This window comes from Rhizobium sp. BK661 (assembly GCF_024808825.1).
Lineage (GTDB): Bacteria > Pseudomonadota > Alphaproteobacteria > Rhizobiales > Rhizobiaceae > Rhizobium.
The window spans coordinates 1215299-1233137 of record NZ_JANTYT010000001.1; the positions used below are offsets into that span (position 1 = coordinate 1215299).

General features: G+C 60.7%; 14 protein-coding genes. 12 read left to right on the forward strand and 2 right to left on the reverse strand.

Annotated elements, in window-relative coordinates:
* The first annotated feature begins 133 nt into the window (after window positions 1–133).
* From FHX16_RS05960 to FHX16_RS05995, 8 genes are all read left to right on the forward strand, one after another.
* Window positions 134–382 (forward strand): hypothetical protein, encoded by a 249-nt coding sequence (locus FHX16_RS05960; RefSeq protein ID WP_016553306.1) that lies wholly within the window; start codon window positions 134–136, stop codon window positions 380–382.
* A 53-nt stretch (window positions 383–435) separates the two neighbouring features.
* Complete coding sequence (locus tag FHX16_RS05965; protein ID WP_183859567.1) at window positions 436–1107, forward strand: response regulator transcription factor; 672 nt, start codon at window positions 436–438, stop codon at window positions 1105–1107.
* Window positions 1097–2500 (forward strand): HAMP domain-containing sensor histidine kinase, encoded by a 1404-nt coding sequence (locus tag FHX16_RS05970; protein ID WP_183859565.1) that lies wholly within the window; start codon window positions 1097–1099, stop codon window positions 2498–2500. Before FHX16_RS05965 ends, FHX16_RS05970 begins: the two co-directional genes overlap by 11 nt.
* A gap of 117 nt (window positions 2501–2617) precedes the next feature.
* Window positions 2618–3040 carry a hypothetical protein gene (locus tag FHX16_RS05975; RefSeq protein WP_183751792.1) on the forward strand — a complete coding sequence of 141 codons (423 nt, stop codon included), beginning with the start codon at window positions 2618–2620 and terminating at the stop codon, window positions 3038–3040.
* 108 nt (window positions 3041–3148) lie between these two features.
* The gene (gene ccmI / locus FHX16_RS05980) at window positions 3149–4270 is read left to right on the forward strand and encodes a c-type cytochrome biogenesis protein CcmI (protein WP_183751790.1); all 1122 of its coding nucleotides are present in this window, start codon (window positions 3149–3151) and stop codon (window positions 4268–4270) included.
* On the forward strand, window positions 4267–4719 hold the full coding sequence (gene ccmE, locus FHX16_RS05985) for a cytochrome c maturation protein CcmE (RefSeq protein WP_183751788.1): 453 nt from the start codon (window positions 4267–4269) through the stop codon (window positions 4717–4719). The genes ccmI and ccmE overlap by 4 nt, the downstream gene beginning before the upstream one ends.
* Window positions 4716–6704: a heme lyase CcmF/NrfE family subunit gene (locus FHX16_RS05990; RefSeq protein ID WP_183859564.1), complete on the forward strand. Its 1989-nt coding sequence runs from the start codon at window positions 4716–4718 to the stop codon at window positions 6702–6704. Before ccmE ends, FHX16_RS05990 begins: the two co-directional genes overlap by 4 nt.
* A complete protein-coding gene (locus tag FHX16_RS05995) occupies window positions 6701–7156 on the forward strand; it encodes a cytochrome c-type biogenesis protein (RefSeq protein ID WP_183859562.1) in 456 nt (151 codons plus the stop codon). Before FHX16_RS05990 ends, FHX16_RS05995 begins: the two co-directional genes overlap by 4 nt.
* Before the next feature lies 1 nt (window position 7157).
* Here FHX16_RS05995 and FHX16_RS06000 read toward each other — a convergent pair whose 3' ends face one another.
* Window positions 7158–8336 (reverse strand): MFS transporter, encoded by a 1179-nt coding sequence (locus FHX16_RS06000; protein ID WP_183859560.1) that lies wholly within the window; start codon window positions 8334–8336, stop codon window positions 7158–7160.
* Between the two features lie 220 nt (window positions 8337–8556).
* On the opposite strand from FHX16_RS06000, the gene FHX16_RS06005 reads away from it, so the two are divergent.
* The 4 genes from FHX16_RS06005 to FHX16_RS06020 all read left to right on the forward strand — a co-directional run bounded on the left by FHX16_RS06005 (window position 8557) and on the right by FHX16_RS06020 (window position 15437).
* Window positions 8557–10119: a Do family serine endopeptidase gene (locus FHX16_RS06005; RefSeq protein ID WP_183859558.1), complete on the forward strand. Its 1563-nt coding sequence runs from the start codon at window positions 8557–8559 to the stop codon at window positions 10117–10119.
* Window positions 10120–10187: 68 nt separating this feature from the next.
* Window positions 10188–10943, forward strand: a complete 756-nt coding sequence (locus FHX16_RS06010; RefSeq protein WP_405049258.1) for a response regulator transcription factor — start codon at window positions 10188–10190, stop codon at window positions 10941–10943.
* Entirely contained in the window at window positions 10940–12343 is a 1404-nt protein-coding gene (locus FHX16_RS06015) for a HAMP domain-containing sensor histidine kinase (protein ID WP_183859556.1), read from the forward strand. The genes FHX16_RS06010 and FHX16_RS06015 overlap by 4 nt, the downstream gene beginning before the upstream one ends.
* A 136-nt stretch (window positions 12344–12479) precedes the next feature.
* Window positions 12480–15437 carry a bifunctional [glutamine synthetase] adenylyltransferase/[glutamine synthetase]-adenylyl-L-tyrosine phosphorylase gene (locus tag FHX16_RS06020; protein ID WP_183859554.1) on the forward strand — a complete coding sequence of 986 codons (2958 nt, stop codon included), beginning with the start codon at window positions 12480–12482 and terminating at the stop codon, window positions 15435–15437.
* On the opposite strand, the gene FHX16_RS06025 is transcribed toward FHX16_RS06020, so the two are convergent.
* Window positions 15434–17752 carry a PAS domain-containing sensor histidine kinase gene (locus FHX16_RS06025; RefSeq protein ID WP_259126790.1) on the reverse strand — a complete coding sequence of 773 codons (2319 nt, stop codon included), beginning with the start codon at window positions 17750–17752 and terminating at the stop codon, window positions 15434–15436. The genes FHX16_RS06020 and FHX16_RS06025 overlap by 4 nt on opposite strands.
* Between the last annotated feature and the right edge of the window lie 87 nt (window positions 17753–17839).

Consider the following 17839-nt stretch of genomic DNA (forward strand, 5'->3'; position numbering starts at 1 on the left):
CCACAGTTTTGAACACGCGTGGCGCGAATTCAAAACTGTTCTAAACATCAGGGATTACAAGGCATTCATTTGCCATTCAGGTGGCTTGAGTACATAGTCTGGGCCAAGTTGGTATCCATTGAAAGCATTGCACATGGCCTCTCCCTTGAGCGTCGCAGCGCTAGCCGCAGGGCTGGCGGTAACGTCGCCCTCACCGGATAATCCGCGTACCCTGACGGTGCGCGTTGCAGGCGATTGCAGCGAGGCCGCACGCGAGGTTGTGGAAAAAACGGGAGGGCAGCTCCTTTCCGTCCAGCCTCTGGGCGATAGCTGCATTATCACCGTCCTCGTCCAAGGTAACGGACAGCGCCCGCGCAAAGTAACCGTCAAGGTTCCGATGTAGGCAGAATCGCCCTATCTAGACGCCGAAGAAATCAAGCGGAGCAAAGCGGACCGATGCGCATTCTGGTAGTCGAAGACGATGTCAACCTGAACCGGCAGCTCAGCGACACGTTGAAGGAAGCCGGTTACGTCGTCGATCAGGCCTTTGATGGCGAGGAGGGCCACTTCCTTGGCGATACCGAGCCTTATGACGCGATCATTCTCGATATCGGCCTGCCGGAACTGGACGGCGTGACGGTGCTCGAGAAGTGGCGCGGCGCAGGGCGCGGCATGCCGGTATTGATTCTCACCGCGCGCGACCGCTGGAGCGACAAGGTCGCGGGCATCGACGCCGGTGCCGACGATTACGTCACCAAACCTTTCCACGTCGAGGAAGTGCTGGCGCGCATCCGTGCCTTGATCCGCCGTGCGGCGGGGCATTCGTCCTCCGAGATCATTTGTGGCCCGGTGCGCCTCGACATCAAGAGCTCGAAGGCGACAGTCAATGGCGTCGCGTTGAAACTCACCTCGCACGAATACCGGCTGCTTTCCTATCTCATGCACCATATGGGCGAAGTGGTTTCGCGCACCGAGCTGGTCGAGCACATGTACGACCAGGATTTCGATCGCGATTCCAATACGATCGAGGTTTTCGTCGGGCGCCTTCGAAAGAAGATGGGCGTTGATTTGATCGAAACGGTGCGCGGGCTTGGCTACCGCATCCAAGCGCCGAAAAATGCGAATTAAGTCGCTTACTGCACGCGTTCTACTGCTGACCACGATCTGGTCGACCGTCGCGCTTGTCGTCATCGGGTTGTTGATCTCGACGCTTTACCGGAAAAGCGCTGAGCGCGGCTTTCAAGACCTGCTGCGCGCCCAGCTCTATAATGTTGTCAATTCGGTGACGATCGGCGACCAAGGGGCGTTGAACGGCAGTCCGCAGCTCGGCGACCTGCGCTTCGCGCAGCCAAAGACCGGCTGGTATTGGCTCGTAGAGCCGCTCGGCACTTATACCGCGCAACCGCTGGTCTCACCCTCGCTTGGTTCGGCTTCGATCCCTGTTCCGTCCGTTCTCGAAGCGCCCTTCGACAAGAACTATGAGCGCTACTATCAGGTGACTGATGCCTCGGGGAACCGGATCCAGGTTGCTGAAACCGAGGTTGTGCTGGATACCGACGGTCGTGCCGCGCGCTTCCGCGTCAGCGGCAACGTCGACGTGGTCGAGGATGACGTCCGCAATTTCTCCCACAGTCTCTATCTGGCGTTGGCTGGCTTCGGCGTCGGCAGTCTGATCGTCAACGCCTTGGCCATTCTCTATGGCTTGAAGCCGCTCGACAAGGCGCGCGCGGCGCTTGAGCGCATTCGCGCCGGTGAGAGCGAGGCTTTGAAAGGCGATTTTCCGCGCGAAATCCTGCCGCTCGCCAACGAAGTCAATGCTCTGATCGACAGCAACCGCCGTATCGTCGAGCGGGCGCGCATGCAGGTCGGCAATCTCGCGCATTCTCTGAAGACACCGATCGCGGTGCTGCTCAACGAGGCACGCGTGCTGGAACGTTCGCACGGCGATCTCGTGCGCAACCAGGCTGAGGCGATGCAGGGGCAGGTGCAATCATATTTGAACCGCGCCCGCATTGCCGCGCAGCGCGAATCCGTGCTCGCCCGCACCGATGCCGAGCCCGCTCTCGAACGGCTCGTGCGCGTTATGCGGCGTTTGAACGTCGACAAGGAATTCGAACTGACCGTGACACCGCCGCACCTCGCGGTCGCGATGGAACAGCAGGACCTTGAAGAGGTCGTCGGCAACCTGCTTGAGAACGCCGCTCGTTTTGCTGCCACCAAGGTTCGCCTCTCCGTTTCAGAGGCGCCCGATGAGGTGAAGGGCGCGGAAGGCAGCGGGCGTCGCCATTGGGTCGAGCTCGTCGTCGAGGACGACGGACCGGGGCTGGAGCCCGATCAGATTCGCGAGGCGCTGAAGCGCGGCAAGCGGCTGGATGAAAGCAAGCCCGGCACGGGGCTCGGACTCTCGATCGTGACGGAGATTTCCAATGAATACCAAGGGCGGCTCGAATTGTCCCGCGGCGAATGGCAGGGACTGAAGGCCCGCCTTATTTTGCCAGGCATCACAAAGGATGTTGCGTGAGCAACTGCTTGATGTCACATAGACCCAGGCGTTTGCATAGCATGCTTTGCCTTGTTGCCGACACGGCGTGGTGCGTGTGTGGCTGCGTTGATTGACACCTGATTCTGGTTCGGCTGAATGATGCTACGTTCGCAAGGCATGATCGTTTCCTCGCTTCTCGTCGCCATGACGCTTTCCGGGTGCCAATCGACGAAAAGCAGCTCGGGCGGTCTTTTCTCGAGGAAGCCGCCAGCTTCGGCTACATACATTGCTGCTTTGCAGGGCGGTATCATCGGTCGCAGCGGTGTGGAACTCAGCAGTAGCGACCGTCAGCGTGCACTTGAGGCGGAATATCGTGCTCTGGAAGGTGCCGCTGTGGGGCAGCCGGTTGTCTGGAGCGGACGCAACGTCAGCGGCAGAGTGGTGGCGGCTGCGCCCTACCAGGTAGGCTCGCAGAATTGCCGTCAGTATACCCACAGCGTCACGATCGACGGCAAGGAGACGGTGGCGCGCGGTTCCGCCTGCCGAAACGACAATGGCAGTTGGTCGCCCCTCGGCTAAGCTGCGTAGAATTGACCGCCGGCGAAATGTTGCGGCCAAACGCCTCAAATAATCGTCATTGCGGCTTTGCTTGTTGGAATAGACGTTTGCTTCGAGTATTTGGCGGCTATGCTTTTCTGGATTCTTGTGGCCGTTCTGACGGCGGCAATTGCCGCCATTCTGCTTTACCCGCTTTTGCGTGGCGCAAGAGCGGTTGATGACACGCGCGCCGGGGAGTCCGCGGTCTATCGCGATCAATTGCGAGAACTCGATCGCGACCTCGCCGGCGGGCTGATTTCCGCCGACGAAGCGGATTATGCGCGGGCCGAAATCGGCCGGCGCCTGATTACAGTCTCCACCGCGCCTGTCGCCGATCGGAAGGTTTCCAAGCACCACCGTCTGTCCGAAGCCTTCGTGCTGCTGCTCCTGCCGATCTTGGGGCTCTGTCTTTACATTCTGGTAGGGCGGCCGGATTTGCCGTCACAGCCGCTGCAAGCTCGACTTGAGAACCCCGGCAACGATATGGCGATCCTCGTCGCCAAGGCCGAGCGCCACTTGGCGCAGAATCCTGAGGACGGCAAGGGCTGGGACGTCCTGGCGCCGATCTACTTCAACACCATGCGCGTTGACGACGCAGAGAACGCGTATCGGAATGCGATCCGGCTGCTTGGCCCGAGCGCCGCACGCCTCGATGGGCTCGCCGAGACGCTGATGGCGACCTCGAACGGTGTCGTCACCGAGGATGTGCGCAAAGTGCTGGAGCAGTCGCTTCAGTTGCAGGCGGACAATCCAAAGGCAAGCTTCTATCTGGCGCTCGGCTTGGAGCAGGCCGGTCGGACTGCTGATGCCAAGGCGGCCTTCGAGACGCTCGCCAAGCAGTCGCCGGCCGATGCACCATGGCTGCCGCTGGTCGCCGAGCACGTTGCCAAGAATGGCGGCGCGGCACCGAACGCACTAGGCAACCCAACTGCGGCGGACGTTGCGGCTGCCGAGGGCATGAACGCCGGCGATCAGCAACAAATGATAAAGGGCATGGTCGAAAGCCTTGATGCCAAGCTTACCGAAGACCCGAACAATCTCGAGGGCTGGTTGCGGCTCGTTCGCTCTTATGCCGTATTGAGGGACAAGGATCGTGCGGTTGGAGCTCTGAAACGCGGATTGGCAGCGTTTCCCGCAAGCAGCGAGCAAGGCAAGAAGCTGCTGGCGGTGGCGCGAGAGCTCGACATCGCGACAGAAGGAATGACGGAATGACGCGCAAGCAGAAGCGCTTGGCAATCATCGCTGGCGGCATGAGTTTCATCATTGCCGCCGTGCTGCTCGTCATGTTCGCCTTCAGCCAGTCCGTGGCCTATTTCTATATGCCGGCAGATATAGCCAAGAACCCGGTGCCGCCGGGAACCCGGATTCGGCTCGGCGGTCTAGTCGGTGAGGGCAGCATCATCCGCGGCGCCGGATCGACGGTGCAGTTTGCCGTGACCGACGCGACCGGCGATCTCGTCCGGGTGCGATATACCGGCATTCTCCCGGATCTTTTTCGCGAGGGGCAGGGAGTGGTAACCGAGGGCCGCTTCGAAACCGGCAGCGACGTATTCACGGCCGATACGGTCCTCGCCAAGCATGACGAGAAATACATGCCGAAGGAAGTCGCCGACAAGCTGAAGGCGCAAGGCCTTTGGAAAGAAGGGGAAGCAGTGCAATGATCATCGAGATCGGCCACTACGCGCTCATCCTGGCGCTTGCGACAGCACTTGTCGTTTCCGTCGTTCCGATTATCGGTGCAAGGCGCCTTGACCGCGCGATGATGGATGTGGCCTCCGTCGGCTCCCTGGCAATGTTCGCGCTGGTGGCCTTCTCCTTCGCCGTGTTGACCTACGCTCACGTCGTCTCCGACTTTTCGGTGGCGAACGTCTGGGAAAATTCGCACTCGCTGGTGCCGTTGCTTTTCAAGTTTTCCGGGGTTTGGGGCAATCACGAAGGCTCGATGATGCTCTGGCTGCTGATCCTGGTGCTCTTCAGCGCTTTGGTGGCTGCCTTTGGGCGCAACCTGCCCGACACGCTGCGGGCGAATGTGCTTTCTGTGCAGGCGTGGATTTCGGTGGCCTTCATTCTCTTCATCCTCCTAACCTCCAACCCGTTCATGCGTCTGGATCCTGCACCGGCCGAGGGGAAGGATCTGAACCCTGTCCTGCAGGATGTCGGTCTCGCGATCCATCCGCCGCTGCTTTATCTCGGCTATGTCGGCTTCTCGGTTTGCTTCTCCTTTGCTGTGGCAGCTCTCCTCGAAGGCCGCATCGATGCCGCCTGGGCGCGTTGGGTGCGACCCTGGACGCTGGCCGCGTGGACGTTCCTGACGCTAGGCATCGCCATGGGTTCGTACTGGGCTTACTACGAACTCGGTTGGGGCGGCTGGTGGTTTTGGGATCCGGTCGAGAACGCATCGTTCATGCCTTGGCTTGCCGGGACGGCGCTGTTGCATTCGGCGCTTGTCATGGAAAAGCGCGAGGCCCTGAAGATCTGGACGGTCCTGCTCGCGATCCTGACGTTCTCGCTGTCCCTGATGGGCACCTTTCTTGTGCGATCGGGCGTTTTGACCTCGGTGCACGCCTTTGCCAGCGATCCTTCGCGTGGCGTCTTCATCCTGTGCATCCTGTTGATCTTCATCGGCGGGGCGTTGTCACTGTTCGCGTTCCGCGCGCCGCTGCTCTCGGCGGGCGGCCTGTTTGCGCCGATCTCTCGCGAAGGGGCGCTTGTCCTGAACAATCTCATTCTGACGGTCGCTTGCGGCACCGTCCTGACCGGCACGCTCTATCCGCTGCTGCTGGAGACGCTGACCGGCGATAAGATCTCGGTTGGACCGCCTTTCTTCAATATGACCTTCGGCTTGCTGATGGCACCGTTGCTGGTCATCGTTCCTTTCGGCCCGCTCATGGCATGGAAGCGCGGTGATTTGCTCGCTGTTCTGCAGCGGCTCTATCTGGTCGCGATCCTGGCCTTCATTGCGGCAGTCGCGTTCTTCTATGTCGAGCACGGCGGCCCTGTGCTTGCCGTGGTTGGGCTGGCCGCAGGGTTATTCCTGGTCTTCGGGGCGATTGCTGATCTTTGGTATCGGGCTGGCGTGGGCAAGGTCGCTGCGTCCGTTGCCTGGAAACGCCTGGCCGGCCTGCCGCGCTCGGCGTTCGGGACGGCGCTCGCTCATGCCGGGCTCGGCGTTGCGGTCCTCGGCATCGTCGCGGTCACCACCTTCGAAACCGAACATGTCATCGAGATGAAGCCCGGCCAGGGCGTCGAGGCGGGTGGTTACTTCGTGCGCTTCGACGGTATGAAGCCAGCCACAGGACCAAACTACAGTGAAGAGCGGGGCCACTTCACCATCAGCCGCGGCGGTGTCGAGGTTGCTGATGTCTGGTCGTCGAAGCGCGTCTACACGGCGCGCCAGATGCCGACGACCGAGGCCGGGATCCTAACTTTTGGGCTCAGCCAACTCTACATGTCCCTCGGCGATGTGACGAACGATGGCGGCATCGTGGTGCGCATCTGGTGGAAGCCTTTCATTCTCTGCATTTGGGGCGGCGCGGTGATCATGGCGACCGGCGGGTTCGTTTCGCTGAGCGATCGGCGACTGCGCGTCGGCGCGCCGAGCCGAAGAGCAAAGCCCGCGCGTCCGGCGATGGAGCCGGCAGAATGATCCGGGCTATCCTCCTCGTGCTGGCAGTGCTTCTTTCCTCCGTTCCTGCGTTTGCCGTCAATCCGGATGAGGTTCTTGCCGATCCGAAGCTGGAGGCGCGGGCGCGCGCGATTTCGGCGGAACTGCGCTGCATGGTCTGCCAGAACCAGTCGATCGACGACTCCAATGCCGAGCTTGCCAAGGATTTGCGCCTGCTGGTGCGTGAGCGGCTGACCGGTGGTGATACCGACGAGCAGGTCGTGAACTACATCGTCTCGCGATACGGCGAGTTCGTGCTGTTGAAGCCGCGCTTTGAAACGAAAACGATCCTGCTTTGGGGCGCGCCGATCCTGCTTGTTGTCGCAGGCGGCATCTCGCTGATCGTCTTCGCGCGGAAGAGGGCAGGCAGACCGACAGGTTCCAAGCTGACCGCCGAAGAGCAGGCCCGCTTGAGTCAATTGCTCGACGAATGACCTAGAGCCGTCCCCGGAGTCGGTTGCGCACTACGGACGCAACAAGCACTGCGGTAAACATCAGAACCACGCAGCCGGCCGCGATTGGCCCGGCCGACGGGGAGTATAGATCCATCACCGCGCCGACGGACGATGAGCCCGCAGCGCTACCGACGGCATAGGCAAGGGCGAAGGCCGCACTTCCCGCGACAAGCGTATCGCCGGCGTAGCGCTCGCCAAGGATCGTCAAGGCGCAGGTATAGAGCGAAAAGCTCGCCGCGCCCATGATGCCGAACATCACCAAAATCGCTGCCTGCGACTGAAGAAACGGGATCGCGATGAAGGTTAACCCCGCCAGCAAGCCGGAGCAGATGGCGACGCCGAAGCGCGAGGTCTTGTCGAGAAACCAGCCGACGACCGGTTGGGCAAGGGCGGTCGGCAGCGCAAGCACGGTCACGCTGATTGCGGCGAACGCCTCGGAATAGCCGAGGCGGACGAAATAGACGGGCATAGCCGCGATTGCGGCAATATCGGCGAATGCGAATGCGACCACCATGCAGATGAGCATTGGCGCGGTTCTGACAAAGGTGAAGAGCGCCCCCGATGCGGCCTGCTCGGGAAGCGTCCGGGCTCTCCGAGTGAGGATGATGGTCAGGAAGGCGACACAGGCGACGTAAACGGCAAGCAGCGCGAAGGCAAAACCCTGTTCCGTCCCGAAGATGGGGATCACGAGCGGGCCGGCTGCAAAACCGCCGCACATGCCCGCGCCATAGAGACCGGAAACGCGCCCGCGCAGGCGATCTGGGCAGGCGGTGTTCAGCCAGGCTTCGCTCAACATGAAAATCAGGCTGACGAAGAAGCCGAGACAAAAGCGGGCGATGCACCACACCCAGAAAATATCGAAAGTCGCGAAGGTGGCGAGGCTGATGGCACAGCCGATCAGTCCTGCGACGATCAGGCGATCGCCGCGCACCTTTCGCGACAGCCACGTCACCGCGAAAGTTGCAACTGCAAGGCCCGCCGCGAAACAACCGGCGTTGAAACCGATAAGGCTCGGCGAAACATTGCGATGCTCAAGGACAAGGGAAATCAAGGGATAAGTCAGGCCCTGCGCAACGGCAAACGCAGTGACCCCGAAGATAACGGCGGCAAGCGCGGCGGTATCCGGCGCAAAATCTTCCACCGTGACCACATGGGCCATTGTCTCGTCCTCCCCGGTTGTGGGAAGGAGGATTATCGGCTTCCCGCGCATTAGTCGAGGGCGAGAATGCTGCTGCCGATTGCAGCGCCTCTGTTGCACATTACGAATTTTTCATCGCTCGGACAGTTCGCAGTAAGGTGTGTCGTCCTATATCTTTGGTCATCAACCGATCCGATCACTAACGATCCTGTAGATGTTGAAGTCAAAGAAGGTGCCACTCATGTTCAAGAATATCAAAGCTCCGTCGCTCAATACCGCGCTGAAGGCTTCGACCGTCGCGGGTCTTGCCGCTGCGGTGCTTGCGACCGGTATTCCCCTCGAAATCACACGTTCTTATGCAGAGGCCGTAAAGGTTCAGGCGCCGTCCGTTCCGAGCTTCGCGAATGTTGTCGATGCCGTTTCGCCGGCAGTCGTTTCCGTGCGTGTCGAAAACCGTGTGAACCCGGTGTCCGATGACGACGCCAATGGCTTCGCGTTCGATTTCAACGGCCGCGGCTTGGATGATCTTCCGGATGCCCTGAAGCCGTTCTTCCGCCAGTTCGGTGAGCAGGGCCAGCAGGGCCGCCGCGGTCCGCAGGGCCATCATGGCCCGCAGGACGGCAAGGGTCGCCTGCGTCCGGTTGCCCAGGGCTCCGGCTTCTTCATTTCTGAAGATGGCTACATCGTCACCAACAACCACGTCGTATCTGACGGCGCGGCATTCGTTGCCGTCATGAATGATGGCACCGAACTCGATGCCAAGCTGATCGGCAAGGATCCCCGTACGGATCTCGCCGTCCTCAAGGTCGATGGGAAGGGCCGCAAGTTCACCTACGTCAACTGGGCTAATGACGACGGCGTTCGCGTCGGCGACTGGGTTGTCGCGGTCGGTAACCCGTTCGGTCTCGGTGGTACGGTGACCGCTGGTATCGTTTCGGCCCGTGGTCGCGACATCGGCTCTGGCCCGTATGACGATTATCTGCAGGTTGACGCTGCGGTGAACCGCGGTAACTCCGGTGGCCCGACCTTCAATCTCAATGGCGAAGTCGTCGGCATCAACACCGCGATCTTCTCGCCGTCCGGTGGCAGTGTGGGTATTGCGTTTGCCATCCCGGCGTCTACGGCCAAGGATGTTGTTGCTGACCTGATGAAGGACGGCCAGGTATCCCGCGGTTACCTCGGCGTCCAGATCCAGCCGGTAACCAAGGACATCGCTGACTCGCTCGGCCTTTCCGAGGCAAACGGCGCGCTCGTGGTTTCCGCTCAGGCTGGCACGCCGGGTGAGAAGGCCGGCATGAAGGCAGGCGACGTCGTGACGGCAGTCAACGGCGAAACCATCAAGGATGCCCGTGATCTCAGCCGCCGTATCGGTGCGATGACGCCAGGCAAGAAGGTCGAACTGTCCGTCTGGCGATCCGGCAAGGCCCAGTCTTTGACGGTCGAACTCGGAACTCTGCCTGCTGAACAGAAGGATGCTTCCGCTGATGACGGCGATCAGGCACCGGAAAGCCAGGCTCCTGCTTCGGAAAAGGCACTTGCTGATCTCGGCTTGACGGTCGGTCCTTCCGACGATGGCAAGGGCCTGCAGATCACCGGTATCGATCCGGACTCCGACGCTGCCGATAAGGGCATCAAGGAAGGCGAGAAGATCACCTCGGTCAACAACCAGGAAGTCTCGAATGCCGACGACGTCGTCAAGGTCCTGAACCAGGCGAAGAAGGATGGCCGCACGCGGGCACTCTTCCAGATCCAGTCGAAGGACGGCAGCCGTTTCGTTGCTCTCCCGATCAACGGCCAGGGTTAATCCTCCCAACCCTGACAGAGTGGGAGCCGCGCCTTCTGGGCGCGGCTCTTTTCGCCAATATCCCTGGGATGATTGCAATGACCTCTGTACAACAGGAAGAAGCTTTGAGCCTTGCCGAAACGCAACCGGCAGGTAATGTCGGCCGCATGAAGATTCTGATCATAGAAGACGACCTGGAAGCAGCGGTCTATCTCACCAAGGCGTTTCGTGAGGCTGGCATCGTGGCCGATCACGCAAGCGATGGCGAAAGCGGGCTCTTCATGGGCTCGGAAAACACCTACGATGTGATCGTCATCGATCGCATGCTGCCGCGTCGGGATGGTCTCTCCGTCATCAGCGAATTGCGCCGTAAGGGCATCCATACGCCCGTTCTCATTCTCTCTGCCCTCGGTCAGGTCGATGACCGTGTGACTGGCCTGAGAGCTGGTGGTGATGACTATCTTCCAAAGCCCTACGCGTTCAGTGAGCTTCTCGCCCGGGTCGAGGTGCTCGGTCGCCGCAAGGGCACACCGGACCAGGACGTTATCTATCGTGTGGGTGACCTTGAGCTCGACAGGCTTGCGCATGAGGTTCGCCGCGGCGGCAAGGAAATACCGCTGCAGCCGCGCGAGTTTCGTCTTCTCGAATATCTGATGAAGAACGCCGGCCAGGTCGTCACTCGCACGATGCTTCTCGAGAACGTGTGGGACTACCACTTCGATCCGCAGACCAACGTCATCGACGTCCACGTTTCGCGGTTGCGGTCCAAGATCGAGAAGGATTTCAGCCAGCCGCTTCTCAAGACCATTCGCGGCGCGGGGTATATGATCAAGGACGAGGGATGAACCGTTTCTGGTTTCTCTTCAAGTCCACGGCAGTCCGCCTTTCGGCACTCTACATCCTGCTTTTCGCCATCTGCGCCGCGACGCTGGTCTTCTATGTCACGGCAATGTCCGAGCGGCTTCTGACGAATCAGATCCGCGAAGCAGTTCAGCAGGAAGTCGATCAGGTGAAGCGGGCCTATGACGCCGGCGGTATGAACCTCCTCCTGCGCACGATGGAACGTCGGGCCCGTCAGCCGGGCGCCAATCTCTACATCATCGCCGGCCCTTCCGGAGATATCCTCGCCGGCAACGTCGCATCCGTGCAGCCTGGCGTGCTGGATGAGGAGGGGTGGACATCCTTGCCCTTCATGTACCAGCGCTACGCCGAGAGCGGTCTTAGCCGACGACACATGGCAGTCGCCAACATCTTCGTGCTGGACAATGGACTGCGATTGCTGATCGGCCGCGACCTCGGCGAGCCGGAAGCCTTCCGCGGGTTGGTGCGGCAAGCACTGATGATCGCGCTGGCGATCATGGGTCTCGGCGCTATCATCATCTGGTTCGGCATCGGTCGAAACGCCCTGAAGCGGATCGACCGCATGTCCGATGCGAGCAAGAAGATCATGGCCGGTGATCTCTCGCAGCGTCTTCCCGTCGGCGGCTCCGGCGACGAGTTCGATCGCCTGTCGGCCTCACTCAACGCGATGCTTGGGCGGATAGAGAAGCTGAACGAAGGCCTGCGGCAGGTATCCGACAATATTGCGCATGACCTGAAGACGCCGCTGACCCGGCTGCGCAACAAGGCCGCCGACGCTCTGGACACCACGGACGGCGAGGTTCGACGTGTCGCGCTTGAGGGGATCATCTCCGAGTCCGATCAGTTGATCCGCACCTTCAATGCCCTGCTGATGATTTCGCGCGTCGAAGCCGGTTCTGTCGCCGCTGAAATGTCGGCTGTTGACTTGTCGGCCATCGTTTCAGATAGCGCCGAACTTTACGAACCCGTCGCCGACGAGGCGGGGCTGGCACTGACGTCATCGATCGAGGCCGATATCGAGGTAAAGGGTAACCGCGAACTGATCGGACAAGCGATCTTCAATCTGATCGACAATGCCATCAAGTATTCCTCGGATCCGGACGGCCACGGCGATATCACGCTGAAGCTACTCCGCCGTGCCGACGGCATCTGCCTTTCCGTCGCGGATCGTGGCTCAGGCATTCCCGCGGAGAAACGGGAAGATGTGCTGAAGCGCTTCGTGCGGCTGGATGAAAGTCGCTCCAAGCCCGGCACTGGTCTCGGCCTCTCCCTGGTCGAAGCCGTTATGGAATTGCATGGCGGGAAGCTGGAACTCTCCGATACCGATCCGCAAAATCAGGAGAGGCGAGGTCTCACGGTTAGCATGATCTTTCCAGCGAAGTAACATCACCGGAGCACGACCGCTGCGGATCGAATTCGGTGTTGGCCATCGCCTCCGCAGGCCCTACCTTAGATCGTAATTGCCGGAAGTTGCTGTGATTCTCCCCGGCGTTTTTCCGATCTGGTCGCCAGGAGGGTGCATGCTGACGAGTTCCAGGCATAGCCTCGTTGATGTCGCCGAAGGGCTCTTGAAGCCGCTGAACAAGAGCGAACTTAAGCTCGCGCAGGCTGATCTCCAGCGGATCAGCAAAAGCGAGCCTAGCGTGGCCGAGATCCTTAAAGCGGACGGCGCCCTTCGCGACTTCATCACAGCCGCGCTCACCCTGTCTCCCTATCTGCGTGACATTGCGAATATCGACACCGCGATCCTTTCCGCCGCGATTTCGGAACCTCTGGAACCCGAGATCGAAGCGCTGATCGCTGAAGCGAGGGCCTGCTGGAAGCCGGGAGCAACTGGTGAGTTGCCGACCGAAGCCGACGTGATGAGCCGTTTGCGGATCATCAAGCGCAAGGTCGCGTTTCTTGTCGCCCTCGCGGATCTCGCCCGGATATTCGACGGTCGGGTGACCACCGCGTGGCTGAGCCGGCTTGCGGAGGCGTCAGTTGCTGCGGCGATCGACCACCTCCTGCTCGCGGCTCACGAAAGCCGCAAGGTCACGCTCAAGGATGTCGCCGCTCCGAGTGAGGGGTCAGGGGTAATCGTCCTTGGCATGGGCAAGCTTGGAGCCTCTGAGCTCAACTATTCCTCCGATATCGATCTGGTCGTGTTCTTCGACGAACAGGCAGGGATCGTCCCGGATCCCGACGACGCGATCGAGATCTTCCCGCGATTGATGCGACGGCTGGTAAGGATCATGCAGGAGCGCACAGCGGATGGATACGTCTTCCGCACCGACCTGCGACTGCGGCCTGATCCAGGCTCAACGCCGCTTGCAATCCCAGTCGACGCGGCGATGATCTATTACGAGGGCAGGGGGCAGAACTGGGAACGCGCCGCCTTCATCAAGGCGCGCGCCGTGGCTGGCGATATCCAGGCGGGCGAGCAGTTTCTACGCGGGCTCGTTCCGTTCGTCTTTCGCAAATATCTCGACTACGCGGCAATCGCCGACATTCACTCCATCAAGCGGCAGATTCATGCTCACAAGGGGCATGGCGCTATCGCGGTGAAGGGGCACAACGTCAAGCTCGGTCGCGGTGGAATCCGAGAGATCGAGTTTTTCGCGCAGACGCAACAGCTGATCGCCGGTGGCCGGATGGTGGCGCTGCGTTGCCGTGGCACCGAAGAGACGCTGGCTGAGCTGACAAAGGCTAAATGGATCGATGAGGACACGCGCGACGAACTGACCGAGGCCTATTGGTTCCTTCGTGACGTTGAGCATCGGATTCAGATGGTGCACGACGAACAAACGCATCTCCTCCCTGAGAGCGAGACTGATCTGAAGCGCATCGCCTTCATGATGGGGTTCGACGATACGTCGAGTTTCGCCGCCCGCTTGGTTGAGGTCTTCAAGACGGTCGAGCGGCGTTATGCGCGCTTGTTCGAACAGGAGACCAAGCTTTCCACGGAAACCGGCAATCTGGTTTTCACCGGCCAGGGTGATGATCCCGATACGCTGAAGACACTACGCAATCTAGGCTTCGAACGACCGTCCGACATCTCCCGGGTTATCCGCACATGGCACTATGGTCGCTACAAGGCGACGCAGTCCGTTGAGGCGCGTGAGCGGTTGACGGAACTAACGCCGCAATTGCTCCGCGTATTCGGCGAAAGTAAACGCGCCGATGAGGCGATCCTGCGCTTCGACAGCTTTCTCTCGGGCCTACCCGCAGGCATTCAGCTGTTTTCCCTCCTTGGCAGCAACCCGGCGCTGTTGTCGCTCATCGTCAACATCATGTCCTCGGCTCCGAAGCTAGCGGAAGTGATTGCCGCCAAGCCACATGTCTTCGACGGCATGCTCGATCCCGGTCTGATGGCGGAACTGCCGACGCGCGCCTACCTTGCCGAACGCATCCGCAGCTTCCTCGCGCCCGCGCGATACTATGAAGAGGTGCTCGATCGGCTGCGCATCTTCGCCGACGAACAGCGTTTTCTCATAGGCATCCGGCTGCTAACCGGTGCGATCCGCGGCGCCATGGCTGGCCGCGCCTTCACGCATCTCGCCGATCTCGTCGTCGAAGCGGCGCTCGATGCCGTCATGAGGGAGATCAGGACGGCTCACGGCGACTTTCCGGGTGGCCGCGTGGCGGTCGTCGGCATGGGCAAACTCGGCAGCTTCGAGCTGACCGCCGGTTCTGACATCGATATCATCCTGCTCTATGACTACGACGATGAGGCGGCCGAATCCACAGGCCCCAAGCCGCTCGATGCAACCCGCTATTTTACGCGTGTGACCCAACGGTTGATCTCGGCACTGTCTGCACCGATGGCCGAGGGTGTACTCTATGAGGTCGACATGCGCCTCAGGCCGTCGGGAAACAAGGGGCCCGTTGCTACCCGCATCAAGTCGTTCGAAAAATATCAACGGGAAGAGGCGTGGACCTGGGAACACATGGCGCTGACCCGGGCCCGCCTCGTGTGCGGTGACAGGGAACTCATCAGCGAAGCCGAACGGATTATCGCTGACGTGCTGCTTTCCAAGACCGACGCGCAGAAAATCGCCAAGGACGTATCCGAAATGCGGGCCTTAATCGAGCAGGAAAAGCCGCCGGCGAGTATCTGGGATCTGAAGCTTATTCCGGGGGGGCTGATCGATATCGAATTCATCGCGCAATATCTGCGGCTGGTGGCCTCCACGAGCGGCATCGCTATTGAGGACGATGATTTCAATACGGCGGGACAAGTGAAGCTCATCGGCGCTGAGCTGATGGACCGCGATGACATGGAACTCTGCCTCGCGGCGCTTTCGCTCTACACGGATATTTCGCAGCTCATCCGGCTCTGCATCGACGGCCTGTTCGACCCGAAGGAGGCACCGGCCGGCCTCACTGATCTTGTCGCCCGGGCAGGCGATTGCCCTGATATCAAGACGCTGGAGGGAGAGATCAAACGGCTCTCGAAAGCCGTCAGGAAGATATTCCAGACGGTAGTGAAGTCTTAGCGGCCGTCATTCGGGATGTGCAGGGAAATGACGGTGCCGATCGCTTCGCGCGACCGAATTTTCATCTTGCCCCCGTGCAGCGTCGTCAGCGACCGCGAGATCGCAAGGCCGAGGCCAGAGCCGCCTTTGCTCTTCGCGTACTGGTTTTGCACCTGCTCGAAAGGCTGGCCGATCTTGCCAAGCGCGGCGCGGGGGATGCCGATGCCGGTGTCTGCGATGGTCAGCATGACACCGCTGTTGGTGCGGCGCGTCCGCACGGCGATGCGACCGCCTTCGTTGGTGAACTTCACTGCATTGGAAAGCAGGTTAAGCAGGATCTGCTTCATGGCCCGGCGATCGGCGGTCAGGCGCATGCCATCACAAATGCGTTGTTCGACGAAGATGTTCTTCTGTGCGGCAGGGATTGCCGTGAAACGAAGGCTTTCCTCGATCAGCGGCGCAAGATCGATCGTTTCACACTCGAGCTTCATATGACCGGCTTCGATCTTCGACATGTCAAGAATGTCGCTGATGACGTTGAGAAGATGTTTGCCGCTGTCGTGGATGTCGCGGGCATATTCATTGTACTTCGATGAGCCGAGCGGGCCGAACATTTGGTCTTGAAGTATCTCCGAGAAGCCGAGGATGGCGTTGAGCGGCGTGCGAAGCTCGTGGGACATGTTTGCCAGGAACTCGCTTTTTGCGCGGTTGGCCGCTTCGGCGCGTTCCTTCTCGACCAGATAGTTGGAGTTCGCGACAGAGAGCGCGGCTTTCTGGCTTTCCAGAGTCTGGCGGGACGAGGAGAGGTCACCGATCGTTGCCATGAGCCGGCGCTCGGAATCGCGCAGGCGTTCCTGGTTGCGCTTCAATAGCGTGATATCGGTGCCGACCGAAACCATGCCGCCGTCGCGCGTGCGGCGCTCGTTGATCTGCAGCCAGCGTTCGTCGGCAAGCTGCACTTCGGTCGTCCGCGAGTAGCCCGAGCCATCCGCATCGGCGATGCGGCGTTCGATCACCGGACGCGCGGCGGCGGCGTTGACGACGCTGCGCTCGGTGCCGGGAACCAGGACGCTATCGGGGAGGCCATATGCCTGCTGGAAGTGCGCGTTGCACATGACAAGGCGGTCGTTCTTGTCCCAGAGAACGAAAGCTTCCGATGTGCACTCGATGGCGTCCGCCAGCCGCTGATCGGCCTCGGCATAACGCTGCGCGAGACGATGCTGCTCGGTCACGTCCATCGCAATGCCGATCATGTGGACGCGGCCAGAATTGGTGCGGATCACTTGGGCGCGGGCGCGCATCCAGACGTAATGACCGCCGGCGTGCCGCATGCGGAAGATCTGGTCGACCTGACCGGCATCGCCGCGAGCAATCGACCGGGCAATTTCGTAAACGCCGCCGTCATCCGGATGCATCAGGCGGGCTGCGTCGCTGAAGCACATCGTTCGGTCCGAGCCGGGAAGGCCAAGCATCTCGTACATCGAGCGCGACCAGTAGAATTCGCGGCGGTCGAAATCGAAGTCCCAGAGGCCACAGCGGCCACGCGACAGTGCCGTCTCGACGCGGAGATTCGACTCCAGAAAGATGTCGTCGGCGTCGCGGGCACGCTTCACCTGCATGTAGTAGGCGTAGAGAATGACGAGCAGAATCGACGAGATGCCGGCAAAGAGCGTTACATTGAGCGTAACCTCATCTCTCCAAAGCTGGCTGATCCGTTCAAGGGACGTCGCCGCGATGACATATCCGCCGGAGTTTCCGATGAGGGTGATTTCCGCATAGTGCGGAAGCCCGCTGATCGTTGTCTCGATGACGCCGGCGCGATCGCCAAACCGGCGAACTGCCGAGACTTCGGAGAAGAAATCACCGACGCTGGCACCGAGGTAAGCCGAGCCGGCGGCGGTTGCCGCAAACACCTTGCCGCTTGGCTGAACCAGCAGCACGAAGGCATCATCGTCCAGCCGGTCCTGCGGCAGGAAACGTGCTAGGCGCGCCTGCGCCTGCATCACATCCGCAGTTTCGAATATCTGGTTGGCGTCGGCGAAAGCCGCAGCAGCGGTTGCGGCGGCAAGCGCTGTGGAATGGCGGGCGGCGGCTTCCGTGCGCCCGTATTCGGAAACCATTCCGAAGAAGTGCGATGCCGCTACAACCGTAAGGAAGGCTACGATCAGGATCGGAATAATTCGCTTCAGGACGATTTCGACCTGCGATAGGTTGCGCGAGGACGAGGAGGAAACGGTGGAGCGTCGAGCTGAAAAGCTGTCCCGCCAGGCCAGGAGGCCGTCGAAATCGACACGCAGCCGTCCCTCGGCTGCGGTTGCCCGCCGCACGTTCATCATCTCTTCAGCCTTGATCCCTCGTGTGATTCGCAGCGCCGCTCGCTGGAACTAACTCAATGAATCACTGGTGATTCGCCTTGTCCAGAG